The organism is Arthrobacter sp., assembly GCF_030540645.1.
Lineage (GTDB): Bacteria > Actinomycetota > Actinomycetes > Actinomycetales > Micrococcaceae > Specibacter.
Map to the genome: position 1 here is coordinate 23,448 of NZ_JAUNVV010000011.1, position 23,883 is coordinate 47,330.

Consider the following 23,883-nt stretch of genomic DNA (forward strand, 5'->3'; position numbering starts at 1 on the left):
CGCTGTGTGGCGCCGAAGCGTTCCGCAGCCAGTTCCACGGCCGACGCGCGGGCTGCCGAAGCCTCGTCCGCCGTCAGCGTGCGGTCCGTTGCACGGAAGCGCAGCCCGAAGGCCAGCGACTTCCGGCCCTCGGGGATGCCCTTGCCCTGGTACTCGTCGAACAAGGCGACGTCCTCAAGCAGTTCCCCGGCGCCTTCGCGCAGGGTTTCCAGCACGGTCTGCGCGGGAATGTCCGCAGGCACAACCAGGGCAACGTCCTGGGTGGCCAGCGGGAAGGTGGAGATGGGCTTGGCCACAATAACGTCGGCTGCTGCGTCAAACACCTTTTCGGCATTAATTTCCATGGCCACCGAGCGGGCAGGCATGTTCAGTTCGGCCAGCAGCTTCGGGTGAAGCTCGCCGGCATAGCCGACAACCTCCCCGGTGCGCAGGCTCAGCTGTGCGGCGCGGCCGGGGTGGAACGCCTGGTGCGAACCCTGCGCCACAACAAGATCCACGCCTGTCACGTCGGCGACAAGGAGGGCTGCATCCACGGCATCCGCCCAGTCCCACGCACGCGGGGCATGGCCCGGGGCTGCCGGGGAATCCTTGCCCGTGAAGACTGCGGCCATGGTCAACGGCTGGTACGGAATGCCTTCATCCAGTGCGTCCAAAACGTCGTCGGACGGCTTGGCACCCAGCGGCGGAATGGAGCCTGAGCCCAGTTTTCCCGAAGGCAGGAACACGAGTCCGGACTCAAACAAAGCCAGATCGTGGAAGCCGCGCGAGTGGTTCCGCTTGGCGATCTCAATCAGGCCAGGCAGGATCGAGGTCCGCAGGAAGCCAAACTCCTCACTCAGCGGGTTGGCGAGCTTCACAGCTGTGCGTTCCTGCCCTGCCGTGGCCACGCCGAAAGTCTCGTTGGAGGCCTTCGACACGAACGGGTAGGCCAGAATTTCAGTCAGGCCGGAGTCTGCCAAGGCCTGAACGGCACGGCGGCGCTGTTGCTGCGTGCGGGAGTAGCCACGGCCCGGAGGTGCCGTGGGCAGGGTGGAGGGGATCAGCTCGTAACCCACCAAGCGGATCACTTCCTCCGTCAGGTCTTCCTTCGTGACCATGTCGAAGCGCCAACTTGGGGCTGTGACGGAATATCCGCCGTCGACCTTTTCCACGACGGCGCCGAGGTCCCTGAGAGAGCCGATGATCTGCTCCTGCGAGAACTCAATGCCGATCCGCGCTGAGGTGAACCCCAACGGGAGGAATACGGGGCCTGCGACGGCAGGCGTGCCAACGTCCGTGGCGGTGGTGTCCTCGGTGCCGCCGGCCAGCTCGACCAGCAGGTTCACGGCACGCTGCGCGGCGATGTCGGCCACGGCTGGATCGACGCCGCGCTCAAAGCGCTTGGAAGCTTCCGAAGGCAGCTTGTGGCGGCGGCGTGAGCGGGCAATGGAGACTTCCTCAAAGTGCGCAGCTTCAATCAGCACGTTGACGGTCTGTGAATTGACCTCCGTGGAGGCCCCGCCCATGACGCCGGCCACGCCAATGGCGCCGCTGTCATCGGTGATGAGGAGGTCTTCGGGGTCGAGCTTGCGGACCTTGCCGTCGAGGGTTTTCAGCGTTTCCCCGGCAGCGGCGCGGCGCACCACGATCTCCCCGGCGACCTTGTCGGCGTCGTAGAAGTGCAGCGGCTGGCCTAGTTCCAGCATCACGTAGTTGGAAATGTCCACGGGGAGCGAGAGGGAACGGATGCCAGCCAGGCGCAAGCGCGAGGACATCCACATCGGGGTGGGCGCCGCCGCATTGATGCCGCGCACGGTGCGGGCCACGAAGCGGTCGCAGCCGTCCTTGCCGTAGATGGGGGCTTCGTCGGCAAGCCGGATGCCATGGCCGGGGCCGGTGGCTGGCGTGACCTCCACGAGGGAGGCCGGGTCAACGAAGACGCTGTCGGTGGCGTGGGCATATTCCCGGGCGGCGCCACGGATGCTGAACACGTAGCCTCGGTCCGGGGTCACGTTGATTTCAGCGGCTTCGTCGTCAAGGCCCAGCAGCGCCAGAGCGTCGGAGCCTACTTCCGGGTCCAAGCCGAGTGTGGACAGAACCAGGATTCCGTCGTGGTCCTCGCCGATGCCCAACTCGCGGACGGAAGCGATCATGCCGGCGGAGACGTGGCCGTAGGTCTTGCGGGGGGTAATACGGAAGTCTCCGGGCAGCACGGATCCTGGCAGGGTGACAACAACCTTGTCCCCCACCTCGAAGTTGTGCGCACCGCACACGATTCCCTGTACGCCGGAGGGGTCGATGCCCTCGATGTCCAGGGTCTGCTCGGTACCTTCCGGCACCACACGGACGGTGCACCAGTTGATGGTCTTGCCGTTGGACTGCGCCTCCGGCTCCTTGGACAAAACCACGCCGACCACAATGGGCCCGCTGATCTCATCCGAGGGGCGGTGGACTGCCTCTTCTTCAAAGCCGACCTTCACCAGGTCGGTCATGACGTCTTCGGCAGTTGCTCCTGCCGGCACCTGCGCATACTCGCGCAGCCAAGTCAGTGGAATACGCACGGACTAAATCTCCATCCCAAAGTGTTCGCTGAAACGTACATCGCCCTCGATCATGTCGTGCATGTCGCCGACTTCATTGCGGAACATCAACGCCCGCTCAATGCCCATGCCAAAGGCAAAGCCCGAGTACTCGTCGGGGTCGATGCCGGCGGCGCGGAGCACGTTCGGGTTGACCATGCCGCAGCCGCCCCACTCGATCCAGCGTGGGCCGCCCTTGGCGCCGGGGTGCCAGATGTCCAGCTCGGCGGAGGGTTCGGTGAACGGGAAGAAGTTCGGCCGGATCCGCACGCGGGCTTCGTCGCCAAACATCTGTCGGGTGAAGTGCTCCAGCGTGCCCACCAGGTCCGCCATGGAGAGGTCCTTGTCGATGGCCAGGCCCTCAAACTGGTGGAAAACGGGGGTGTGCGTGGCGTCGAGCTCGTCAGTGCGGAACACCTTGCCGGGGCACAGCACGTAGACGGGCAGCTCACGTTCGAGCAGGGCGCGGACCTGTACCGGGGAGGTGTGGGTGCGCAGCAGCAGGTGCGCTTCGGGCGGTTCCACGAAGAACGTGTCCTGCATTTCGCGAGCCGGGTGGTCCGGGGCGAAGTTCAGCGCATCAAAGTTGAACCATTCCGATTCCAGCTCCGGGCCTTCGGCAATTTCCCAGCCCATGCCCACGAAGATGTCGCAGACGCGGTCCTGCAGGGTGGAGAGCGGGTGGCGGGCACCGGCCCGGCGGCGACGGGGTCCGGCGGTGACATCCACCGTCTCCTCGACAAGGATCCGGGCGGCGTCTTCGGCTTCGAGCACCTCCGTGCGGGCTGCGAGCGCCTTGGCAACACGACCGCGTGAGGCACCCATGATCTTGCCGGCGGCGGCCTTGAACTCCTTGGCCAGTCCGCCAATTTCGCGGTTGGCCAGGCTCAGTGGCGATTTTTCCCCGGTGTGTGCCAGGCGGGCGGCCTTGAGGCCGTCGAGCGTGGTGGCAGCGGCGATGGCTGCGAGCGCGTTCTCGACTGCGGTGCCAATGGCGGCTTCGTCAAGCGGGTCTGGGACCGGGAGTGGTTCGGTGGTTGATTCCGGCGTTTCGGCCGTCTTCTGGGACATCTCTGACATCTACTGTTTTTACCTAAGCTCGTGTGCGAGTAAGCGGCGGGGTAGCTTCTCCCGCCTGAACTAGTCTAGTTGACTGCGCCCGCCTGTTTTGAATCAGGCCGCCGCCGGCTCAATCGCGGCCAGGTCTTTACCGATGCGTGACCCGCGCGCGCTGCCCTCTTGCTACGCTGTGCCCCATGAGCAACTCCCCCGTCCTGCGCTTCGGAAGCGAACACTTGGCAAGCACGACGCCGGCCACCAGCCGTACGCCGTTGGCTCCCCTTGCGCTGGGGTGCTTGTTGGTGGGAAGCCTGGTGTTGGGTTTGGCAGGGTGCGGGCTGATTCCCGTTGGTGTCACCCACTATGTCCCCGAGCCTGCCGTTGTCTTGGACAGTTATGACTGCAAGGTGGCGGTCCCCGGTGTGGGCGCAGCGGAACTGGAGGATCCGGCGTCGTCCTCCAAAGGCAGTGTTCCCGACGGCTTCGTCGCTGCAGGGGTGGTGCGCTGCAGCCAGGACTTGTCGTGGACTTCGGTGCCGGCGCCTGCCGGCCCGTCGCCTACGTCTGAGCCCAATACCCGTTACACCATTGTTGAGGAGCACTTCAGCGGTGACTTCGAGCCCTTGCTGACTGCCCTGGCGCAGCCCAGTGACCATCAGGATCGGGGCGAGTGCCCGGCGATGGCGGAAATCGTCCCCGACCTGTGGCTTCTCAACACCGCAGGAAAGGCGGTCCATGTCCAGTGGCCACTGACAGCGTGCAACTTCACGAAACCCGGTGTCATGGAGGCGCTAGCTGATCTCACCGTCACCTCCAGCACCATCCTCCATTTCCCTGTGCCGGGCACACCTTCGGAGGATTCCACAGCAGCGGGGCCAGCCACAGTGACGCCAGCTTCAGGGGCGGCAAAGTGACTCGGCCACCAATGGCGGTGAAATGGCCCAGCCGCCAGATGGCCAGCCAAATCATTACGGCCACTGCCGCCGCGATGCTTTTGTCGTCGTGCACTTCCCTCTCCCAGCCTGGCCACTACCAGCCGGAACCGGCGGCACTGCAGGACGCCGTGGACTGCTCGACGGCCGTCGGCGGGAGTTCCGGCCCCTCCGATCCTTCCACTGGACGCAAGGGACGGGTCCCGGAAGGTTTCATCCCTGTCGATGCGGTGCTCTGCACGTGGTCGCAGCAGGTTTCCCCCTCCACTGGAACCACCACTATCAAACCTGTTGTGACCAGTGAACTCCTGTCCGGCGATTACACCTCTCTGCTGGCAGCACTGGCCGAACCCAGCGACCGTGCGCACAACGTGTCTTGCCTCGACTACGCAGAACTGGTTCCCGAGTTGTGGCTTGTCAATGCTGGCGGCCAGGCAATCAACGTGCAGTGGCCGATGGATGGCTGCGAGCACTCCAAGCCAGACACGGCCAAGGCCCTGGCGTGGCTCACCGCCACTGACAGCACTACCCTTGTCGGAAAGACAAACCCATGGTGAACGCCAGCCAGCGAATTCGCGCCGTCGCCAACGCAGTGAACCTGTCCACAGCCACCGGGTTGTTGCTGGCCACGCTCAGCCGAACCCGTGTGGAGAAGGGTCCGCAGGGGTTGCTGCTGGGCATCAACTACAAGCCCACACTTCCCTTTGCCGGGGCCTTCACGGTGGGCAACGTTGTTTTCTACCGTGCCGACAGGGAGTTCATTGACTCCCGTCCCGAGCTACTGGAGCACGAGGCCGGGCATGCAAGCCAATACGTCTGGTGCCTGGGCCTGCCCTTCTTTCCGCTTTACGCCGCGTGCGCAGCCTGGTCGCTGTGGCGCACGGGCGATCCCGGCAGCCGGAATTTCTTTGAGCGCAATGCCGGCCTCCAGCGTGGCGGATACCAGGAACTCCCAACCGTGGCCCGGCTGCCCGCCATCAAGGCTCAGCTTCTGCGGCTCACATCCCGTGATTCCCGTTGGCACCGTACCCCGCTCAAGCCCGCAGAAGATGCCGCATCCGAGAAAAGGACCCACCCATGATTGACCCGCCGAACGAAAACACGAACACCGTCACGGTGACCGGCCAGGGAACGGCCCACGCCGTGCCCGACTATTTCAACATCAACATTGGCATTGAGGCTTCCCGAGCAACGGTGCGCGAAGCCTATGCGAGCGCCAGTGCTGCGGTGAATGCCGTCAGCACAAAACTGTTGTCCATGGACGTGGCCCGTGAGGTGATCAGTTCATCCTCACTGGACGTCCGGGTAGACACGCGCTGGCAGGATGGAGCCGGCTCGGTCGTGACTGGCTACACCGTCTCCAGCACGTTGACCGTGGCGTTGCGTTATGGCCAGGGAGCAGAGGACGTCGTTGCCGCAGTGGTGGACACCGGCAGCGACAGTGTCCGTCTGAACGGCATGAGCCCTGTTGTTTCGGACCCTTCGGCTGCACAGGATGCAGCGAGGGCCGTTGCCTGGTCTGAGGCGCGCCGGGCAGGGGAACTGTACGCCGAACTGGCAGGTCGGTCGTTGGGTGCGGTGGCCCGGGTGGTGGAAAGCGCCGGCCATGATGGGACGCCGCGGCCCATGATGGCCTTGGCCGCCATGGGCCGCGACAGTGCCATGGCCATTGAACCAGGCCACAGCGACGTCTCACTGGCCGTCACGGTGACCTGGCTCCTGGAATAGCCTGCGGCTGACCGGCGGCCGGCCGGCTAGCCCGCAGCCCGGTTTAGGAAATGGTGATTTCGCGCTTGAGGATCTTCCCTGTGGGGCCCTTGGGTAGCGCGTCCATGATGACAATCTTGCGCGGATACTTGTAGGCAGCCACCCGCGCCTTGACGAACTCCTGAATGTCAGCGGCGAGGGCCTCGGGGTTCTCGGCCCCGTCTGCACCTTCCTTAAGCGAAACGGCGGCGACAACCTCTTCGCCGTGGACGTCGTCGCGCCTGCCAATAACGGCAGCCTCAGCGACGGCGGGGTGCTCGTAGAGGACTTCCTCCACTTCCCGCGGGTAGATGTTGTAGCCGCCGCGCAGGATCATGTCCTTCTTCCTGTCGACGATGAAGAACACACCTTCGTCGTCCTTGCGGCCGAGGTCGCCGGTGAAGAACCAGCCGTCCCGGATGGTGGCCGAAGTAGCCTCCGGGTTCTTCCAGTACCCCTTCATGATGTAGCCTCCTGCGGCGACAATTTCCCCGACCGTGTCCGCGGGGACTTCATTGCCGTCGTCATCCACCACTTTCAGCTGCGCTCCATCCACCACCGTGCCGATGGAGCCGGCTTTGCGGATTCCATCCACTTGGTTGAAACAGATCACAGGGGACGTTTCGGAGAGCCCGTAGCCCTCCAGCAGGGTTGCAGCGAACGTCTGCTCAAATTCGTGCAGGATTTCCACAGGCAGCGCCGAGCCGCCCGACGCAGCCACGCGCAGGCTGGAGACGTCGAAGTTTTCCCTTCCCGGGGCGCGCAGCAGTGCGATGTACATGGTGGGAACGCCCTCAAAAATGGTGACCTTGTCCCGCTGGATGATTTCCAGGGCCTTGACGGGTTCGAACTTGGGCAGGAGGGTCACGGTTGCCCCGCCGAGCACGGCCGCGTTCAACGCGCAGGTTTGACCAAATACGTGGAAGAACGGCAGCCCGCCGAAGATCACGTCCCCGGGCACAATGCTGAACAACTTCGTTGACAGGACGGCGTTGCTTAACAGATTGCCATGCGTGAGCTCCGCCCCCTTAGGCTTGCCGGTGGTTCCCGAAGTGTAAAGAATGACGGCGGTGTCATCCACCTCTGCCGGTGCCACCTCTGTGATGGCTTCAGCCGCAGACACGACGCCCATGAGTGCTGCGTCGATCGCGATGGTGTGGGTTCCCGTGACGGCAGCAGCAGCGGCTACCTCACCCATGGACCCCTCCCAGGCGAAGGCAAGGGTGGCGCCTGAATCTGCCAAGTGGTATTCAACTTCCCGGGACTTCAGCAGCGGGTTCAGTGGCACGACAACGGCGCCGTAGCGCAGGATCCCGTAGTACAGCGGCGGCATTTGCGGCAGATTTGGTGAAATGAGCGCCACCCTGTCTCCAGGCTTCACCCCGTTCGCAGCCAGCAGGCCTGCCACTTTGGCACTGACCATCTCCAAGGCTCCGAAGGAGATTTCAATGTCATCCAATTTGATGGCGACTCCCGCGGGATTGCTTTGTGCAGAGGTGCCCACGATGGTGGCCAGGTTCGTCATATCCGCTCCTTGGTGGTGAAGTTTTCCGGTAGCCTACGCAACGGTTTGCGTCTAGGCCCGGCAGTAGGGCGCCATGGCCCAGTTCTTCAACCATAGTGCTACTTCCAGTGATATGCAGCACATTCCTACTCGTGAGTAACAAATATTTCAAGCATTCTTCATTGCCTCCGACATCGAATATATGTTCTAATAATTCTATGCGGTGGATACGTCAAGAGCTCAGCCAGCCCCTCTTCCCGGACCAAACCGAGGCGGAAGGCACGGCCACGCCGCAGCTTCCCATCTCCGGCTTGGTCAAAAGTGTCACCACTCCCGAGTTTGCCGGCATCACGTTTCATGAGGTCATCGCGAAGTCGGCCTTGAACAAGGTCCCGCCCACTTCTTCCATGCCGTTTAGCTGGACAGTGAACCCCTACCGTGGCTGCTCCCACGCCTGCGTGTACTGCTTTGCCCGCAAAAGCCACAGCTACCTTGACTTCGATCCGGGCCAGGACTTTGACTCGCAGATTGTTGTGAAGGTCAACGTGGCTGAGGTGCTCCGCAAGGAACTGCACAAGCCCTCATGGCAGCGTGAGCATGTGGCGCTGGGGACCAACACCGATCCATACCAACGGGCCGAGGGACGTTACAAGCTCATGCCTGGAGTCATCGGCGCCCTGGCTGATTCCGGCACACCTTTTTCCATTTTGACCAAGGGCACGCTATTGGCCCGCGATGTTCCGCTGCTGCGCGCTGCAGGACAGCAAGTCAGTGTCGGTGTCGGCATTTCCTTGGCCCTGCTCGATGAAGGGCTGGCTCAGGCACTGGAACCGGGCACCCCTGCGCCCCAGGCCCGGCTGGCATTGATCGGCAAGTTACGCGATGCAGGGTTGCCATGCGGTGTCATGGCCATGCCCATCCTGCCGTGGCTCACTGATTCCCAGGAGGAATTGGATGCCTTATTCGCAGCTCTGGCGCGCGCCGGGGCCACAGGGGTGAGCGCCGGCGCGTTGTTTCTGCGCCCCGGCACCCGTGAATGGTTCATGCAGTGGTTGGCGCGCCATTATCCGGCCCTGGTGGACAGCTACCAGCGCCTCTATGGAAATGGTGCCTACGCTTCCAAGGAGTACCGGCAATGGCTGGCGGCCAGGGTCAACGAGGCGAAGGTTCGCAACGGGTTCACCACCTCTGGTTTCATCCACAATCCCCGGCACGAGGAAGCAAGGTACCCTGCAGGCAGCCTGCCGCCAACGGATTCCCACAGCGCCGGGGTCACTGTTCCGCGACCGTCGGAAAAGGCGGGCATCCCCGTAAGGAAACCCGCCTTTTCCGACCCTGCCCCCACGCTGTTCTAAAGCACTGATCACTGGGACCACTTAGCGGGGCATCAAACCCTGGGACTATCCGCTCTTGCGGCGGAATTCACGCTTGTGGCTTGCCGCACCATGTGAGGCATTGATCTTGGAATCATTGGCTGCTTCCACGCTGCCATGCTGCTTGTTCTTCTTGTTTTCCAGGGCCTGCCGAAACTTTTCCTTCGTTTCTTCACTGGCACCGGTAGGGGTTTGCTCGCTGTGGTTCTCACTCGTCATGTCACAACCTCCTTGGGGTCTTCAAACCCCAGTGTGGCACAAGCGGGCAGCTTTTCAACACCCGCGGGAGCCGTTTTATGGAAGCCGAAATTATTGGTGGGCTGCGAAAGCGACCAATGCCTGCACGATGGGCAGGTCGGCAGGTATCCATTCCAGCCCAAGGATTTCCGTACCGTCCAACTCAACCCATTGGAGCAGGTCGTGGTCTTCCAACGGCTCCGGAGTTCCGTCCGTCACCTGTGCCAGCCACACGCGCATTGCGGCGTTGGCATTCAAGGGCCAGCCATTCGACGTCGGACATTGCAGTTCGCTGCCCAAGGTGGCCGTGACGCCCAGCTCCTCCGTCAATTCCCGGTGCAGCGCCTGCTGCGGGGTCTCCCCCGTTTCCACCTTGCCGCCGGGGAATTCCCACATGCCCGCGAACTCCGGTGGTGCCGTACGTCGGGCAGCCAGAAGCTTCTCAGGGCGTTCAAGGGAATCCACTAATGCGGCGCCAACTATCTGCTTTTTCATCGTCACCAGGCCAGTCTAGTAACGAACTAGACTGGAGGCTGCCTCTTGCTGCCGTGCCCGACGCGGCCCAGCACCGTTGTGCCGGCTCCACGTGCCCGGCACCTTCGTGGCAGCGAAGGAAAATCACCCTGCGAAAGTTGCTTCATGACCCTGCATAAGACTCAGCACGATGCCAAAACGTCCTCACCGAACGCTGTTGCGTGGGCAATCCTGTCCCTGGCCATCGGCGGTTTTGGCATCGGCACCACCGAATTTGCCATGATGGGACTGCTGCCCAACGTTGCTGAAGGTGTGGGGGTCAGCGTGCCCACGGCTGGACATGTGATTTCCGCCTACGCGTTGGGTGTCGTCGTGGGTGCACCGCTGCTTGTGGCCGTTGGCGCAAAAATGCCGCGCAAGGCACTCGCGCTGGGGCTGATGGCGCTCTTCACCGTGGGCAACCTACTCTCAGTTTTTGCCCAGGACTACTCCACTTTGCTCGTTACCCGTTTCATTGCCGGCTTGCCGCACGGCGCGTTCTTTGGTGTGGCCGCCGTATTGGCGGCGTCCCTCGTGGCTCCCACCAAGCGCGGGCGGGCCATCTCAATGGTCATGATGGGCTTGTCGGTGGCCAATGTGCTCGGTGTTCCACTCGCCACTTTTGTGGGACAGCAATTTGGCTGGCGCTGGCTGTTCGTGCTGGTGGGCATCATTGGTGTCATCACCATCGTGTCCATCGCGTTCTTCATCCCGGCCCAAAAGGCACATCCCGACGCCAGCCTGCGGCGCGAACTCAGTGCATTGCGTCGCGGCCAGGTCTGGCTGACTCTGCTGGTGGGCGTTGTTGGCTTCGGCGGCTTCTTTGCCGTTTACACCTACGTCGCCAACACCATGACCGATGTGGCAGGCTTTGCCTCCGACTTCCTGCCCGTCATAGTGGGGCTCTACGGCTTGGGCATGGTGGCTGGCAGCTACATTGGCGGCAGGATGGCGGACTGGTCCGTCATGGGCAGCATTTACGCCATGATGGGATTCATCGCCGTGATCCTGGTAATTTACGCAGCTACGGTTCACATCCAGTGGATGGCGCTGCTCATGATCTTCGTCATCGGAGCGTCCGGGTCCATGCTCGTGCCGTCCCTGCAAACCCGCCTGCTCGATGTTTCACCCGGCGCCCCGACGCTGGCATCCTCACTGAACCACTCAGCACTGAACATGGCCAATGCCCTGGGCGCCTTTGTGGGCGGTCTCGTCATCACCTGGGGTTGGGGATTCACCGCCCCGGCGCTGGTGGGTGCGGTGCTTGCCGTGCTGGGTCTGGCGATTGCCCTTTTCAGCGGGTTGCTGGACAAGACCGGCAGTAAACGGCTAGCCAGCTAACTGTCCATTACGCTGGGACTATCATTGTCCTACGGGCCAAATGACTGCCATTGGGGCATTGCCTGAGAGCTCCTGCGACCGCCTCGACCTGCCGCGCCGGACGTTTGCCACACAGAGGACAGTCCCATGTTGGACCTACCGATCAGCATTGCCGTTGTTGCGTTCATCGCAGCCGCCTCGCCCCTGCTCTCTGCGCTAGTTAACAAAATCATCAAAGTTCCACTTATCGTGTTTGAAATTGTCTTGGGAATTGTGGTTGGCCCTGCGTTGCTCGGGTGGGTGAAACCAACCGATTTCATTGAGACGCTCGCTGACTTCGGGCTGGCCATGCTGTTTTTCATGGCTGGCATTGAGATGAACTTCAAAGCCATCAACGGCAGGCCGCTGCGTCGGGCCAGCTTGGCGTGGCTCATATCAATCAGTGGTGGTGTTGCTGCAGGGTTGCTCATCGGCCCCACAATCGAGGCAGCCATTTTCATTGGGATCGCCTTGGCCACAACCTCCTTGGGGACCCTGCTGCCGATATTGCGTGACGCCGGTGAATCCAAAACTGTCCTCGGCCTGGCAATTGCCGCTGTCGGAACCGTGGGTGAGTTTGGCCCGCTGCTTGCCATCTCACTGTTCCTCAGCGGCCGTGATTTTGGTGCGTCAGCCGTGTTCCTCCTGATCTTTTTCCTCATCACAGCGCTGTCACTTTGGTTGACCAACAAGGGCTACCATGGGCACTTTCACCGGTTGAGTGCCTCGACCCTGCACACCAGTGCCCAGTTTGGGGTGCGGTTGATGTTGCTGATCGTTGCCGGTGCTGTTGCCCTCAGCACTGTCTTTGGTCTGGATCTGCTGCTGGGGGCATTTGCCAGCGGCATCCTCTGGCGGGTCTTTATTTCAAGCGCCGATCAAAGTGACGCAGCCGTTGTGGAAACCAAGCTTGATGCTGTCGCCTTTGGCTTTCTAATACCGGTGTTCTTCATTAACACTGGTATCACTTTTGATCTTGACGCGCTGCTGAAGAATTGGTTCACCATGGCCATGGTCCCGATCTTCCTGATACTACTGCTCATGGTTCGCGGGCTGCCCAATCTTTTGGTCGCCCCCGCAGGCTCACCCCGGCTAGACCGCTGGTCCATGGTCTTTTTTAGTGCCACGGGTTTGCCCCTCATCGTTGCCATCGGTGTCATCGGGCGAGACAGCGGTTATTTGCCCGCGAGCAGTGCCACCGCGTTGGTGGGTGCAGGCATGCTTTCGGTACTGCTGTTCCCCGCTCTTGCATTGTTCCAACGCCAGCGCGGAAGGCATGCCGGCACGGATCAATCCCCTGAGACTGTTTAGGGCAGAATTTCGGGATCAGTGCCGCCCGGAACTACGCCAGCGGCGTCTTGCCCAAGCTCTTGGGCACGTACCGCGGAGTAAATGTCCGGCTCCAAATAGATGACCTTGGCAATGGGCACTGCTGCCCGGACACGCTTCTCTGCGTCATTGATGGCCGTGGCAATCTGTGCGCCGGTTTCACACTCCGAGACGGCGATCTTAGCAGCCACCAGAAGTTCCTCCGGCCCCAAGTGCAGCGTCTTCAGGTGGATGATCTTGCTGACGCCAGGGCCCACCAATGCCGCTTCAACCGCGCGGACGTCCTCCACCGTGGCTGACTCCCCCAACAACAGCGACTTGGTCTCAAGTGCAAGGATGACCGCCACGCACACCAGCAGCAGACCAATCAACGCAGTTCCGGCCGCATCCCATAAACCGTTGCCGGTGATGATCGTCAGGGTTACGCCGAAGAGTGCAAAGACCAGGCCCACAAGTGCTGCCGCATCTTCCAGCAGGATCACCGGCAGCTCGGGGGCCTTGGCAGACTTGATGTACTGCACAAGACTGTGCTTGCCCCGGGCTGTGTTGGATTCCTTAATGGCCACGAAGAAGGAGCGTCCTTCCAAGGCGATGGCACCTACCAGCACCGCCAGGGGTACCCACGCCCATTGCGGGTCCATACCGTGTGGGTGTTGAAACTTCTCATAGGCCTCGTACAGCGCAAAGAGCCCACCGACGCTAAAGAGGACGATGGAGACGACGAAAGCATAAAAATATCGTTCGCGGCCGTAACCGAAAGGGTGCTCCGGGCTGGCCTGGCGCTTGGCCTTCTTGCCGCCCAACAACAACAACAGTTGGTTCCCTGAATCGGCCACGGAGTGAATGCCTTCTGCCAGCATCGATGACGACAACGTCAAAAAATACGCCAGGAACTTCAACACCGCAATGGACAAATTGGCAACAAGTGCCGCAACTATGGCCTTGTTGCCGCCTTCATGAGACACAGTGGTTCCCCTCGTTCACGGCGGCCCTGCTGGCACACCGAAATAGGCATGACCTCATGCCCATGACGAAAAGAATTCTACCGTGTCGCGCTGCCTTGTATTGCAGCAATACTCGCGCTAGAGCGCTCGGCGTTGCGCCCGGGCACTGGCATACAGGCACACCGTGGCGGCTGTTCCCAGATTCAGGGATTCTGCTGCCCCATACACGGGCACTGCCACGCGGTGGTCCGCCAGAGCCTTCTCCTCACCTGCGAGCCCCTGCGCTTCGTTGCCAAAGAGCCACAAAGTCGGCTCCTCCAGCGAATAGGTGGAGTCCGGGATCTGCTGGTCAAAGGACCGTGCAGCACTCTCATCCTGCAGCAAGTCGAGGTTCAACTGGCCGTAGCCGTCTGCGGCGAGGGTGCCCACGCCCGCAGCCTTCGCAGCAGCCACTACCTCGGCAAGGTCGGCACCCAACACAACAGGGAGGTGGAACAAGGAGCCGGCGGTGGAGCGCACCGCTTTTGGATTGTAGATGTCCACGCTGGAGTGGGAGAAGATCACGGCGTCGGCCCCGGCGGCGTCCGCTGCCCGCAACACGGTGCCGGCATTGCCAGGGTCGCGCACCTGCACGAGCATGGCGATCAGCTTGGGTTTCGCAGCGAAGACTTCCTCTAGGGGAACGTCCACAAAATTGCAAACGGCCAGCACGCCTTGAGGGGATACGGTGTCAGTCATGGCGGCCAGCACCAGTTCACTGGCTATGCGCACTTGCAGGCGTGCACCCGGCGCGGAAGCTGATTCGAAAAGATCGGGATGCTTTTTCAGGCATTCGATCGTGGCATACAGGGCCTCCACCACGGGCGTTCCACCCGCTGCAAGGCATTCGCGATGCGCCCGCAGGGCTTCCCGCACGGCCTGAGGCCCCTCTGCAAGGAACTGGCGGCGCTTTAAACGGCCCGAGCGCCCTACCAGTTTGGCTACGTCCCTCACTCGATCTGCTCGAGGATTGGTCATTGCTTCTGCTGGCGGGCGCCCGGGTTCACTCATGCTTAGGACTGTAGCAGCCACTTCACAGGAATCGGGAACTGATGCGTTCCCAAAGGCAAAACTGTAATTACTTGGCGACCGGCGCTGAGGTGTCAGCAGGCAGTGCAGCCTTGGCGATCTTGACCAGCGCAGCGAAGGCACCGGCGTCGTTGACGGCCAGGTCGGCCAGCATGCGACGGTCAACCTCGATCTCAGCAGCCTTCAGGCCCTGGATCAAACGGTTGTAGGTCAGGCCGTTGGCGCGTGATGCAGCGTTGATGCGCTGGATCCACAGGCGACGGAAGTCACCCTTGCGCTTGCGGCGGTCACCGTAGCTGTATACAAACGAGTGCAGCAGCTGCTCTTTGGCCTTGCGGTAAAGGCGTGAACGCTGTCCGCGGTAACCCTTTGCGCGCTCAAGAACAACCCGACGCTTTTTGTGGGCATTTACAGCCCTCTTCACACGTGCCACGTGCGTACTCCTTCAAGTTTAAAGATCCCAAGCCAATCATGCCAGGGAAGGCTTTGATGAAATGGTGTCAACCCCGAAAGTGGGAATCACACCGATTGACTTGCGAAATTAGATGCCGAGCATCTTCTTGATGTTGCGCACATCTGCCTTGGCAACCAACAGGTCACCCTTCAGGCGGCGCTTCAAGCTGGAGGGCTTGTGCTCCAGGTAGTGGCGGCGGTTGGCCTGCTGGCGACGCAGCTTACCGGAACCGGTCAGCTTGAATCGCTTCTTCGCACCACTATGTGTCTTCATTTTAGGCATGAGGACCTGTCTCCTTACGTATCCACCGGCGCTGCCTGTGGTTCTCTTGCAGCGACCGGTTGGGTCACTGTGTGGGTGTATTCACCGCTGAAAAGGAAATACCTTATTCAGCCGAGTTGGGGGAATCGGTCGCTGCTGCGCTCTTTGCGGAGGCAGGCTTGGCGGCCGGTTTTGCTGCTGCCTTGGCGGCGGGCTTGGCTGCAGGCTTTGCAGCAACAGGCTTGGCCATCGGCTTGGGCATGGGGATGGGCTTTGCGGCAACAGGCTTCGGCGCGGCAACTGGCTTAGGTGCAACGACCGGCTTAGCTGCAGCCTTGGGGGCTGCCACCTTCGGAGCAGCTGCCTTGACCGGCGCAACCTTGGCGGGAGCAGCCTTCACAGGTGCAGCCTTGACGGGAGCAGCCTGGGCAGGCACGACGGCGGGGGCCGGAGTCTCTGCCGGAGCGGCAACTTCAGCGGTGGCCACGGGGGCAGACGCTTCGGGAGCTGCTTCAACGACCGGTGCAGGAGTCGCTTCGACTGCCTGGGCGGCGGGAGTTTCGGCGGCGTCCGTCAGGTGCAAACCGTCAGGGAGCAGTTCCGCAAGGGACTGCGTCATAGGCGCCTTGTTGTCGCGGTCCACGTCAACGCGGGCCGTTCCATTGGCTACTGCCTCGTTCTGTGCCTTGGCATCTGCACGCTGCTGGTTGCGGCGCGCCTCAGCCTTGGCTTCAGCCTTGTTCTTCAAGGGACCAATGACCATGACCATGTTGCGGCCGTCAATGCGCGGGCTCGACTCGATGATGCCAACCTCGGCAACACCTTCGGCGAACTTCTGCAGGAGGCGGATACCCATTTCCGGGCGCTGCTGCTCGCGGCCACGGAACTGGATCATGGCCTTGACCTTGTCACCGGCACCGAGGAAGCGCAGTGCATGCCCGCGCTTGGTCTCGTAGTCGTGCTTGTCGATCTTGAGGCGGAAACGGATTTCCTTCAAGACGGTGTTGGTCTGGTTCTTACGGGCTTCGCGAGCCTTGACTGCGGCTTCGTACTTGTACTTGCCGAAGTCCATCAGTTTGCAGACCGGCGGCTTGGCCGTCGGCGCTACTTCAACCAGATCCAAGTCGGACTCTGCTGCTAAACGGAGGGCATCCTCAATGCGGACAACCCCAACTTGTTCGCCTGCTGGCCCAACCAACCGCACCTCGGGGACGCGGATTCGATCATTGATGCGTGGCTCGCTAATCTGTAGCTCCTGTTGCATAAGAAAAGGTGAATACCATCAGCAACGAAGAAGGCCTCCGATCTGCTGATGCAGTGGAGGCCTCGAATTGATCGGCGCGGGATCCCTCGAAAAGGACCTGCCTGCCCCAAGGGGACGGCACCGACCGGAACCAGACAACGCCATGAACGGGTCGAAAGGTGGGAGAGGACTCCACTTGCAAACTCATTGCTGCGCCTTGTGCGCCCAAGTGATTTTCATCTTTCAGGCACTAACAAATAACAGCATCGAGTCGGTCTATGACAAGCTTAGCAGTATGAGTAGCTCAGATAATAATTCGGACACCCGCAACACCTTTCAGGCCGCCCCGGAGGAGGCCCTGAGCGATGCACAAGCAGCCTCGGTCATGCGTGACATTGCCGAAGTTCCGGCCGTGGAAGTCATTACGACGGCGGCCGTCCACCTCATGAGCGCAGCAGCAGTCAAGTGCGGGCTCGCTGAGGGGGAGAACGCCGAGGAACTAAAAGACCTGGATGAAGCCCGCAAGCTCATCACCGCACTGGCTGGCTTCATCACGGCTGCAGCCCCCGAAATCGGCAGCCAGCACGCCGGCCCCTTGCGCGATGGCCTGCGCGCCCTGCAGTTGGCCTTCCGCGAAGCTTCCAGCATCCCGGACGCACCGGGCAAGGGCCCGGGCGAGAAGTTCACCGGCGCCGTCAACTAGTCCCCAGCTCCTCCCCAAGGCGGTCCGCTGGCGCGTACCCCCTTGGGGCCCCTCGGAGCTGTGGGCCCAACCAAAACGCAATGGCCGCTGGCGCGTACCCCCTTGGGGCCCCTCGGAGCTGTGGGCCCAACTGGCTCACTCCAGATGCTGTCACTAGAAATGCCGCCGTTTGCCGGAATTGCCAGGGTTTGTACTATGGCATTTCCGTCAAACGGCGGCATTTTTGCAGGGCGGACGACGGCCGGCCGCTGCCAATGCGATGCCGATCGAAGTACTGCACCAGTGGCGGAATACTGTTCCAAGATCCCCACGCTGTCGTTGTGGCGCATGGTGACAACCATCCCCGCAGCGGTGCCCGCCAATGGCAACAGCGACGATTTCGACACCGGCATACCCCAGGTGCATGGTCTGCACCACGGGCAGAGTCAGCACTATGACAGCTGCTGCGTGGGGGACGTGGGCGAGCACCCCAATGAAGTAGTTATTTCGGGGCTGGGTGGCGGAGTCGGATCTGCACCGAGTCAACTGCTTGCGCAAAGACTTCATTCTGTGCCCAGAAATTCTGCAGGAAGCTCAGCAGGTTGTTCACTGAAGCCTGATCAAGTCCAGGCTCCAAGGTCAGTGTGACGCACAGTTCCGGGCCGGTGCCGCCGCCGGGGACAACAAACCCTGATCCAAGGGAGCCTGTGGTCCATTGTGATTTTATGCCCTCCCCGGCACTGGCCGAAACAGCAACCACGCTTGCGTGGCCCAGTGCCGCCAGTGACTCCTCCAGCACGACCGCTACAGCAGGATCCGCATAGCTGGGCAACCAGTGATGCTGTTGAGCCAATGCCCACAGCGCGGGCCGTCGCACCACAAAGGGGTGCTCTGAACCTGGATCGAGAACCAGTAGTTGTGATCCCTCCGACACTGCCGACAACGCGGCCCGGGCAGCGTAGACGGCCACTGGCCGAGCCTCGGGATGCCACCGGGTCAAGGCGTCTGCATGGGAAAAGACCGGCTGTGCTTTACGCCCATCCGGGCCCTGGAGAGTCACCAGCGCCATGTCGGATTCCTTGTCGGAAACCAGTCCGTTCTCCCCCACCGTCTGCTCGGCCAGTTGGGCCACGATAGGGATGAAAACACGCGCCGTGGCGAGTGATGCAACAACCTGCGCTTCAGTGCCATCCCCTGCGGCAAGTCCGGCCACCGCTGCGGCATAGCCGGCGTCCACGGCGCCGTCGTCCGCGTCGAAGTTGTGATACTTTTCCTGCGCCGGCAGGTCCCGTCCAGCCCAGGGCTGGCCAGCAGAATCAGTGGCACCGCCAGCACCTGCCAAGGCTGCGGCAATGTGGCCAGGCAAATGTTTTTGGGGCGGTCCGGCCGCAGGTTTTTCAGACATGGGCTAGCGGCGGCCTGCGACGTCCAGGGCCTGCGGCAGGGTGAACTGACCAGAGTACAGGGCCTTGCCGATGATGGCGCCTTCAACGCCCTCCCCGACGAGTTCGCGCAGGACACGGAGGTCTTCCAGGCTGGAAATACCACCCGAGGCAACGACCGGTTTCGACGTGCGGGAGCACATTTCACGCAGCAGTTCAACGTTGGGGCCGCGCAGGGTTCCGTCCTTGGTGACGTCGGTGACCACGTAGCGGGCACAACCCGCGTCTTCGAGGCGGGCCAGGACCTCCCAAATGTCCCCGCCTTCCTTGGTCCAGCCACGACCGGCCAGCGTAGTGCCGCGCACATCGAGTCCGACGGCGATCTTGTCGCCGAAGCGCTCAATGACCTTGGCGGTCCATTCCGGGTTTTCCAGTGCTGCCGTTCCCAGGTTCACGCGCCCGACGCCCAGTTCCAGTGCGCCTTCGAGGGAGGCGTCATCGCGGATGCCGCCGGAGAGCTCTACCTTGACCGTCAATGCGCTCACCATTTCGCGCAGCAACTCAACGTTGGAACCACGGCCAAAGGCGGCGTCAAGGTCCACCAGGTGAACCCATTCCGCGCCGTTGTTCTGCCAATTGAGCGCAGCTTCCAGGGGTGAACCGTAACCGGTTTCCGAGCCGGCCTCGCCCTGCACAAGGCGCACAGCCTGGCCGTCCGCTACGTCCACAGCGGGCAACAATTCCAAAATGGGGGTGGTCATGGGATCCTCAACGTCATTATTACTGGGGCTGGAAGCGACCGGCGTCGGCCGCCTGCTGGGCGGTGTTGCAAGGTGGTGCTACTGCGTGAACAAGAATGCTGCCACCAGTGACATGGCGGCGAGAAACAGGAAACTAACGGGTATCCAGCGGGCTGTCTTTTGCTGGTAGAACGTATAGGCGCCACCAATGAGCAGACCGGCCAGGCCCATCAACAGCAGTGACCACATCAGCGTGCCTTTTTGGACAAGGACTGCACCCAATTGCGCAGCAACCGCGCACCGGCGTCACCGGATTTTTCCGGGTGGAACTGGGTGGCGCACAGGGGACCGTTTTCAATGGCGGCAATGAACGGTGCACCGTGTTCGGACCAGGTGACAAGCGGGGGACGCATTTTCGGTTGCAGCACCTCAAAATCCCAGCTTTGCACACCATAGGAGTGCACAAAATAGAAGCGCTCGTCCTCTATGCCCTCAAACAGCATGGTGCCTTCCGGGGCCTTGACGGTGTTCCAGCCCATGTGCGGGACGACATCGGCGGGCAGCAGTTCCACTGTTCCCGGCCACTCCCCCATGCCTTGTTCCTGGATGCCGTGTTCAACTCCGGCGTCAAAAAGGACCTGCATTCCAACACAAATGCCCAGCACGGCACGCCCACCGGCAACCCGGCGGCCGATCATGCGCAGGGCATCAACATTCTTCAACTCGGCCATGACCGAGCCGAAGGCACCCACCCCGGGCACCACGAGGCCGTCGGCATTGAGCACGTCCTCGGCCTTGGCGCTCAGGGTTACGGTTGCACCGGCACGCTCCAGGGCGCGCACGGCTGAGCGCACGTTTCCTGAACCGTAGTCCAGGACGGTGACGGTAGGTTTTGTTGGTGCGGTCTCGATGTCTTCAGAAATCACAAAAGACCCTTCGTGGACGGAATTCCGGTGACGCGGGGATCGGCTTCAATCGCTGAGCGAAGTGCACGGGCAAAGGCCTTGAACTGTGCTTCGACAATGTGGTGCGGGTCACGGCCTGCAATGACGGTCATGTGCAGGCATATCTGTGCGTGCAACGTGATGGCTTCAAAGACGTGCCGGGTCAACGAACCGGTGAAGTGGCCGCCGATCAAGTGGTATTCCTGACCTGCAGGCTCGCCCCCATGGACAAGGTAAGGGCGCCCGGACACGTCGACGACGGCATTTGCCAGCGCCTCGTCCAGCGGGATGGTCGCCTCTCCGAAACGACGAATCCCAGCTTTGTTCCCCAACGCCACCTTCAGCACTTCGCCGATTGAGATGGCAACGTCCTCCACCGTGTGGTGGGCATCGATGTGGGTGTCACCGGTGGCTTTGATGTTCATGTCAATCAAGGAGTGCTTGGACAGTGCCGTCAGCATGTGGTCGTAGAACGGCACGGAGGTGTCAATAGTGGACACCCCTGTTCCGTCGAGGTTGATTTCAACCATGACGCTCGACTCGCTCGTGGCCCTCTCCAAACGGGCTGTGCGTCCCTGGCCGGGCGTGATCTCAGTCATTGCAGCTGTCCTTTGATAAGTGCGTCGGCGTCCCTGCCGTGTGCAGGGCGCGGTGGGGCGCACGAACGATCCTTGTGGGTAACACCAGTTTACGAGAAGAGCAGGGCTTAAGCCCAAACAGTCCGCTCCCGGCGTCATGCCCAGCACGGACGACGGCGGGGACTCCTTGCGTTTATCCGGCCAGAATGGCGCGCAGTCCCGTGAGGAACGCGCTGGTTTCAGCTTCCGTGCCAGCCGTGACTCGCAGGTGCCCGGCAATTCCCACGTCGCGGATCAGCACGCCCTGTGCCAACAGGGCTGCCCAGACGTCGGCTGGCTTTTCAATGCCGCCAAAGAACACGAAGTTTGAATCCGAAGGAGCCGGTGTGAGACCCATGTCCGTCAGCTCGGACACGATCCGGTCGCGTTGCACCTTGATCTGCTCAACGTTGGCCAGTAGGGATGTGGAGTTGCGCAGGGCAGCAACCGCCGTCGCCTGAGTGATGGCTGAGAGGTGGTAAGGAAGCCGGACCAGGCGCAGCGCGTCCGCGACTTCCGGGGCGGAGGCCAAGTAGCCAAGGCGCGCTCCGGCAAGGGCGAAGGCCTTGCTCATGGTGCGTGAGACGACGAGTCGCGGGCGTCCTTCAAGCAGACTCAGGGCGCTGGCCGTACCTGTCTTGGAAAATTCTGCATATGCTTCGTCGACAATGACGATTGTTTGTGATGCCTCGCCGGCCTCGTACACCGCTTTGACGACGTCCAATCCCAAGGCGGTGCCGGTGGGGTTGTTCGGTGAGCAGAGGAAGACAACATTGGGTGCGTGCCGGCGGACTTGCTCGGCCGCGGACTCCGCGCTCAGGCTGTAGTCAGCAGCACGGACACCCTCCAGGTAGCCGGTTCCTGTTCCACTGGCCAGCAGGGGGTACATCGAGTATGTGGGTGGGAATCCCATGGCAGTGCGCCCGGGGCCGCCAAAAGCCTGTAACAACTGTTGCAGAACCTCATTGGATCCGTTGGCCGCCCATAAGTTCTCTTCGTTGAGTCCATGGCCCAGGTAGGACGCGAGTTCTTGGCGCAGGGTTGTAAACTCTCGGTCCGGGTACCGGTTCAGGCCCTCAAGTTCGGCTGCCACGGCATCCATGATGGCTGCTTTTGCATCGGCTGGAACGCCGAAGGTGTTTTCATTGACGTTCAGTAGCACCGGCACGTCGAGCATGGGAGCTCCGTAGGGGTGCTGTCCGCGCAGATCGTCACGGAGTGGCAATTGACCGAGGCGTTCAAACTGATCCATGGCTCCATCGTATTTCCTGGACGGTCCAAAGACCGAAACGATGACAGTATGCGGACAGTTGGGCTGATCCTGACGCTTGCGGTGGCAGTCTCAGCTGCGGTGGGAGTCGCTAATTGGGGAGGGGAACGAACAACTGCTGGCCCGCTTGCAGGACACCTGTACCGAGCTCGTTGAGGGCCAAGATCTCGCTCACGACCTCACGAACATCGCGGTTGGGATCGCTCGCGGCGGCGATGCTCCACAGGCTCTCACCTTGGAGCACGGTGACCGTTCTGGCGTAGTCGGCCATGTCCACGGCTGGATACTGCACCGAAGCGTGAGCAGGACTCACCGTGGACCCGAACACAAATGCCATTGAAACGAGCACCACAACAGCCGCCAGGGCAAGAGCCGGCACACCCAGGAGCACCAACCGCCCACGACGTGTCAGCTGGAGGGAATGCTTCGATTTCGCTGCGACACCAGTGGAATCGACACCAGGGAGAATGACACTAGGGCGAACAGTGCTGGTGCGAACGGTGCGGGTGCGCGTTGTGTGATGGCTGTTGTATTCACTGCTAAGAACTGCTGTTGAGACAAGTATTGCATTCATGACTTCTGGTCCTTTCGCCATGGATCCGGATCCTTGGCCACTAGCACCGTCTGGATCAATTTTCCATGCATTGCATACATATTAGAATGTATGTTCGAATTCGTTACTAGTACAGTTTTAGCATCTATAGACGACACTTGCCAAGACCTGATAGAACAAATGTTTGAAAAAGCCTTGCTCGTGGCTTAAACTTGGGAGTACAAGGATTGGCCGCTACTTGCAGTCCACCAGCAGGCACTGACATTGGTCAGGGCAGCCACGAAAGGAACTCGGAACCATGGCGCTTCCAGACCCTCCGCACCGCATTCCCCAGGCTCCGAGCCGCGCAGGCATGAAGGGGTTGACCGTCAGGCAAAAGAAGATTCTCGAGTGCATCCAACGCTCCATCGCGGACAAGGGCTACCCGCCCTCCATGCGTGAAATTGGCGACTCAGTGGGACTGGCCAGCCTCTCCAGCGTCACGCATCAGCTGACTCAGCTTGAACGCCACGGATACTTGCGCCGCGATCCCAAACGGCCTCGGGCCATGGAAGTGCTCATTCCGCTGGTTCTCGACGATGGGAAAGTTGAGATTGAAGGTGTCCGCTCCCCCTCCCAGCTGCGCAGTTCGAACGGCCTGAACTTTGCCGAGCTCAGCAGTTCATCCGACACGGCCTTTGTGCCGCTCGTGGGGCGAATCGCGGCAGGTGGCCCCATCTTGGCGGACCAGTCGGTGGATGACATTATGCCGCTGCCCCGGCAGATCGTGGGCAGCGGCGAACTGTTCATGCTCAAAGTTCAGGGTGATTCCATGATCGACGCCGCTATTTGCGACGGCGACTGGGTCGTTGTCAGGCAGCAACCAACCGCCAACAACGGTGACATTGTCGCGGCTCTGCTTGAGGATGAGGCAACTGTGAAAACGTTCCGCCAGCGTGACGGGCACACGTGGCTGCTCCCACAGAACACCCGCTACGAGCCCATCCTTGGCGACCATGCCACCATCATGGGCAAAGTGGTCTCTGTGCTGCGCAGCCTTTAGTCACAAGCAGCAGCTAGTTACAAGCAGAAGCGCACCAAGTTCCACTCTGCTGCGCAACGGCAACGGTGGCAAC

At 61.5% G+C, this 23,883-nt stretch carries 26 protein-coding genes; 9 read left to right on the forward strand and 17 right to left on the reverse strand.

All coding sequences use genetic code 11. The features are described 5' to 3' along the window. Both pheT and pheS read right to left on the reverse strand, forming a co-directional pair. Positions 1-2,540: phenylalanine--tRNA ligase subunit beta (pheT, locus tag Q4P21_RS03700; RefSeq protein ID WP_303387506.1), on the reverse strand; the 2,540-nt coding region annotated here is incomplete at its 3' end. Positions 2,541-2,543: 3 nt separating this feature from the next. After that, a complete protein-coding gene (gene pheS / locus Q4P21_RS03705) occupies positions 2,544-3,629 on the reverse strand; it encodes a phenylalanine--tRNA ligase subunit alpha (protein ID WP_303387534.1) in 1,086 nt (361 codons plus the stop codon). Positions 3,630-3,814: 185 nt separating this feature from the next. Between pheS and Q4P21_RS03710 the strand changes: the two genes are divergently transcribed. From Q4P21_RS03710 to Q4P21_RS03725, 4 genes are read left to right on the forward strand one after another with little or no spacing between them, the layout of a single operon-like run. Continuing rightward, positions 3,815-4,531, forward strand: coding sequence for a hypothetical protein (locus Q4P21_RS03710; RefSeq protein WP_303387507.1), 717 nt, complete (start codon positions 3,815-3,817; stop codon positions 4,529-4,531). 38 nt (positions 4,532-4,569) lie between these two features. Next, positions 4,570-5,106: a hypothetical protein gene (locus Q4P21_RS03715; RefSeq protein ID WP_303387508.1), complete on the forward strand. Its 537-nt coding sequence runs from the start codon at positions 4,570-4,572 to the stop codon at positions 5,104-5,106. Then, entirely contained in the window at positions 5,100-5,630 is a 531-nt protein-coding gene (locus Q4P21_RS03720; protein ID WP_303387509.1) for a hypothetical protein, read from the forward strand. The genes Q4P21_RS03715 and Q4P21_RS03720 overlap by 7 nt, the downstream gene beginning before the upstream one ends. Next, positions 5,627-6,277, forward strand: a complete 651-nt coding sequence (locus tag Q4P21_RS03725) for an SIMPL domain-containing protein (RefSeq protein WP_303387510.1) — start codon at positions 5,627-5,629, stop codon at positions 6,275-6,277. The genes Q4P21_RS03720 and Q4P21_RS03725 overlap by 4 nt, the downstream gene beginning before the upstream one ends. Before the next feature lie 43 nt (positions 6,278-6,320). Here Q4P21_RS03725 and Q4P21_RS03730 read toward each other — a convergent pair whose 3' ends face one another. Continuing rightward, positions 6,321-7,820: a long-chain fatty acid--CoA ligase gene (locus tag Q4P21_RS03730; protein ID WP_303387511.1), complete on the reverse strand. Its 1,500-nt coding sequence runs from the start codon at positions 7,818-7,820 to the stop codon at positions 6,321-6,323. A gap of 197 nt (positions 7,821-8,017) precedes the next feature. Here Q4P21_RS03730 and Q4P21_RS03735 point away from each other — a divergent pair, with 197 nt between their 5' ends. Further along, on the forward strand, positions 8,018-9,154 hold the full coding sequence (locus tag Q4P21_RS03735) for an Rv2578c family radical SAM protein (RefSeq protein ID WP_303387512.1): 1,137 nt from the start codon (positions 8,018-8,020) through the stop codon (positions 9,152-9,154). 45 nt (positions 9,155-9,199) lie between these two features. On the opposite strand, the gene Q4P21_RS03740 is transcribed toward Q4P21_RS03735, so the two are convergent. Then, positions 9,200-9,391: a DUF5302 domain-containing protein gene (locus tag Q4P21_RS03740; RefSeq protein ID WP_207345025.1), complete on the reverse strand. Its 192-nt coding sequence runs from the start codon at positions 9,389-9,391 to the stop codon at positions 9,200-9,202. Between the two features lie 90 nt (positions 9,392-9,481). Beyond that, on the reverse strand, positions 9,482-9,904 hold the full coding sequence (locus Q4P21_RS03745; protein ID WP_303387535.1) for a (deoxy)nucleoside triphosphate pyrophosphohydrolase: 423 nt from the start codon (positions 9,902-9,904) through the stop codon (positions 9,482-9,484). A gap of 144 nt (positions 9,905-10,048) precedes the next feature. Between Q4P21_RS03745 and Q4P21_RS03750 the strand changes: the two genes are divergently transcribed. Both Q4P21_RS03750 and Q4P21_RS03755 read left to right on the forward strand, forming a co-directional pair. Beyond that, a complete protein-coding gene (locus Q4P21_RS03750) occupies positions 10,049-11,263 on the forward strand; it encodes an MFS transporter (protein ID WP_303387513.1) in 1,215 nt (404 codons plus the stop codon). Between the two features lie 126 nt (positions 11,264-11,389). Next, positions 11,390-12,592: a cation:proton antiporter gene (locus tag Q4P21_RS03755; protein WP_303387514.1), complete on the forward strand. Its 1,203-nt coding sequence runs from the start codon at positions 11,390-11,392 to the stop codon at positions 12,590-12,592. Here the strand turns inward: Q4P21_RS03755 and Q4P21_RS03760 are convergent. The 5 genes from Q4P21_RS03760 to infC form a co-directional block, all read right to left on the reverse strand. Then, on the reverse strand, positions 12,589-13,575 hold the full coding sequence (locus tag Q4P21_RS03760; protein WP_303387515.1) for a cation diffusion facilitator family transporter: 987 nt from the start codon (positions 13,573-13,575) through the stop codon (positions 12,589-12,591). The genes Q4P21_RS03755 and Q4P21_RS03760 overlap by 4 nt on opposite strands. A gap of 117 nt (positions 13,576-13,692) precedes the next feature. Beyond that, the gene (locus Q4P21_RS03765; RefSeq protein ID WP_303387516.1) at positions 13,693-14,604 is read right to left on the reverse strand and encodes an RNA methyltransferase; all 912 of its coding nucleotides are present in this window, start codon (positions 14,602-14,604) and stop codon (positions 13,693-13,695) included. 67 nt (positions 14,605-14,671) lie between these two features. Beyond that, complete coding sequence (gene rplT / locus Q4P21_RS03770) at positions 14,672-15,055, reverse strand: 50S ribosomal protein L20 (protein ID WP_054010475.1); 384 nt, start codon at positions 15,053-15,055, stop codon at positions 14,672-14,674. Between the two features lie 108 nt (positions 15,056-15,163). Next, positions 15,164-15,358, reverse strand: coding sequence for a 50S ribosomal protein L35 (rpmI, locus tag Q4P21_RS03775; RefSeq protein ID WP_038467906.1), 195 nt, complete (start codon positions 15,356-15,358; stop codon positions 15,164-15,166). A 103-nt stretch (positions 15,359-15,461) separates the two neighbouring features. Further along, on the reverse strand, positions 15,462-16,601 hold the full coding sequence (gene infC, locus Q4P21_RS03780) for a translation initiation factor IF-3 (protein WP_303387517.1): 1,140 nt from the start codon (positions 16,599-16,601) through the stop codon (positions 15,462-15,464). Between the two features lie 274 nt (positions 16,602-16,875). Between infC and Q4P21_RS03785 the strand changes: the two genes are divergently transcribed. Then, on the forward strand, positions 16,876-17,283 hold the full coding sequence (locus Q4P21_RS03785; protein WP_207345029.1) for a DUF1844 domain-containing protein: 408 nt from the start codon (positions 16,876-16,878) through the stop codon (positions 17,281-17,283). 481 nt (positions 17,284-17,764) lie between these two features. Here the strand turns inward: Q4P21_RS03785 and Q4P21_RS03790 are convergent, their stop codons facing one another. The 7 genes from Q4P21_RS03790 to Q4P21_RS03820 form a co-directional block, all read right to left on the reverse strand. Beyond that, positions 17,765-18,667, reverse strand: coding sequence for an SseB family protein (locus tag Q4P21_RS03790; RefSeq protein ID WP_303387518.1), 903 nt, complete (start codon positions 18,665-18,667; stop codon positions 17,765-17,767). A gap of 3 nt (positions 18,668-18,670) precedes the next feature. After that, positions 18,671-19,405, reverse strand: a complete 735-nt coding sequence (priA, locus tag Q4P21_RS03795) for a bifunctional 1-(5-phosphoribosyl)-5-((5-phosphoribosylamino)methylideneamino)imidazole-4-carboxamide isomerase/phosphoribosylanthranilate isomerase PriA (RefSeq protein WP_207345031.1) — start codon at positions 19,403-19,405, stop codon at positions 18,671-18,673. Positions 19,406-19,483: 78 nt separating this feature from the next. Beyond that, positions 19,484-19,633 (reverse strand): hypothetical protein, encoded by a 150-nt coding sequence (locus tag Q4P21_RS03800; RefSeq protein ID WP_207345032.1) that lies wholly within the window; start codon positions 19,631-19,633, stop codon positions 19,484-19,486. Continuing rightward, positions 19,633-20,310 carry an imidazole glycerol phosphate synthase subunit HisH gene (gene hisH / locus Q4P21_RS03805; RefSeq protein ID WP_303387519.1) on the reverse strand — a complete coding sequence of 226 codons (678 nt, stop codon included), beginning with the start codon at positions 20,308-20,310 and terminating at the stop codon, positions 19,633-19,635. The genes Q4P21_RS03800 and hisH overlap by 1 nt, the downstream gene beginning before the upstream one ends. Then, a complete protein-coding gene (hisB, locus tag Q4P21_RS03810; protein ID WP_303387520.1) occupies positions 20,307-20,927 on the reverse strand; it encodes an imidazoleglycerol-phosphate dehydratase HisB in 621 nt (206 codons plus the stop codon). The genes hisH and hisB overlap by 4 nt, the downstream gene beginning before the upstream one ends. Before the next feature lie 172 nt (positions 20,928-21,099). After that, positions 21,100-22,197 (reverse strand): histidinol-phosphate transaminase, encoded by a 1,098-nt coding sequence (locus Q4P21_RS03815; RefSeq protein ID WP_303387521.1) that lies wholly within the window; start codon positions 22,195-22,197, stop codon positions 21,100-21,102. Positions 22,198-22,306: 109 nt separating this feature from the next. Further along, entirely contained in the window at positions 22,307-22,789 is a 483-nt protein-coding gene (locus Q4P21_RS03820) for a LysM peptidoglycan-binding domain-containing protein (protein WP_303387522.1), read from the reverse strand. Between the two features lie 331 nt (positions 22,790-23,120). Between Q4P21_RS03820 and lexA the strand changes: the two genes are divergently transcribed. Continuing rightward, positions 23,121-23,810, forward strand: coding sequence for a transcriptional repressor LexA (gene lexA / locus Q4P21_RS03825; RefSeq protein ID WP_207345066.1), 690 nt, complete (start codon positions 23,121-23,123; stop codon positions 23,808-23,810). Positions 23,811-23,883 lie beyond the last annotated feature (73 nt).

Bases quoted from the DNA above. Each gene is read 5' to 3' on its own strand.
- Q4P21_RS03740 (WP_207345025.1), bottom strand. From the start codon at position 9,391: ATGACGAGTGAGAACCACAGCGAGCAAACCCCTACCGGTGCCAGTGAA.
- Q4P21_RS03730 (WP_303387511.1), bottom strand. From the start codon at position 7,820: ATGACGAACCTGGCCACCATCGTGGGCACCTCTGCACAAAGCAATCCC.
- Q4P21_RS03725 (WP_303387510.1), top strand. From the start codon at position 5,627: ATGATTGACCCGCCGAACGAAAACACGAACACCGTCACGGTGACCGGC.
- Q4P21_RS03710 (WP_303387507.1), top strand. From the start codon at position 3,815: ATGAGCAACTCCCCCGTCCTGCGCTTCGGAAGCGAACACTTGGCAAGC.
- pheS (WP_303387534.1), bottom strand. From the start codon at position 3,629: ATGTCCCAGAAGACGGCCGAAACGCCGGAATCAACCACCGAACCACTC.
- Q4P21_RS03715 (WP_303387508.1), top strand. From the start codon at position 4,570: ATGGCCAGCCAAATCATTACGGCCACTGCCGCCGCGATGCTTTTGTCG.
- Q4P21_RS03720 (WP_303387509.1), top strand. From the start codon at position 5,100: ATGGTGAACGCCAGCCAGCGAATTCGCGCCGTCGCCAACGCAGTGAAC.
- Q4P21_RS03755 (WP_303387514.1), top strand. From the start codon at position 11,390: ATGTTGGACCTACCGATCAGCATTGCCGTTGTTGCGTTCATCGCAGCC.
- Q4P21_RS03745 (WP_303387535.1), bottom strand. From the start codon at position 9,904: ATGAAAAAGCAGATAGTTGGCGCCGCATTAGTGGATTCCCTTGAACGC.
- Q4P21_RS03765 (WP_303387516.1), bottom strand. From the start codon at position 14,604: ATGAGTGAACCCGGGCGCCCGCCAGCAGAAGCAATGACCAATCCTCGA.
- lexA (WP_207345066.1), top strand. From the start codon at position 23,121: ATGAAGGGGTTGACCGTCAGGCAAAAGAAGATTCTCGAGTGCATCCAA.
- Q4P21_RS03820 (WP_303387522.1), bottom strand. From the start codon at position 22,789: ATGAATGCAATACTTGTCTCAACAGCAGTTCTTAGCAGTGAATACAAC.
- infC (WP_303387517.1), bottom strand. From the start codon at position 16,601: ATGCAACAGGAGCTACAGATTAGCGAGCCACGCATCAATGATCGAATC.
- rpmI (WP_038467906.1), bottom strand. From the start codon at position 15,358: ATGCCTAAAATGAAGACACATAGTGGTGCGAAGAAGCGATTCAAGCTG.
- Q4P21_RS03750 (WP_303387513.1), top strand. From the start codon at position 10,049: ATGACCCTGCATAAGACTCAGCACGATGCCAAAACGTCCTCACCGAAC.
- priA (WP_207345031.1), bottom strand. From the start codon at position 19,405: ATGACCACCCCCATTTTGGAATTGTTGCCCGCTGTGGACGTAGCGGAC.
- Q4P21_RS03785 (WP_207345029.1), top strand. From the start codon at position 16,876: ATGAGTAGCTCAGATAATAATTCGGACACCCGCAACACCTTTCAGGCC.
- Q4P21_RS03815 (WP_303387521.1), bottom strand. From the start codon at position 22,197: ATGGATCAGTTTGAACGCCTCGGTCAATTGCCACTCCGTGACGATCTG.
- Q4P21_RS03790 (WP_303387518.1), bottom strand. From the start codon at position 18,667: ATGTCTGAAAAACCTGCGGCCGGACCGCCCCAAAAACATTTGCCTGGC.
- hisB (WP_303387520.1), bottom strand. From the start codon at position 20,927: ATGACTGAGATCACGCCCGGCCAGGGACGCACAGCCCGTTTGGAGAGG.
- Q4P21_RS03735 (WP_303387512.1), top strand. From the start codon at position 8,018: ATGCGGTGGATACGTCAAGAGCTCAGCCAGCCCCTCTTCCCGGACCAA.
- Q4P21_RS03800 (WP_207345032.1), bottom strand. From the start codon at position 19,633: ATGTGGTCACTGCTGTTGATGGGCCTGGCCGGTCTGCTCATTGGTGGC.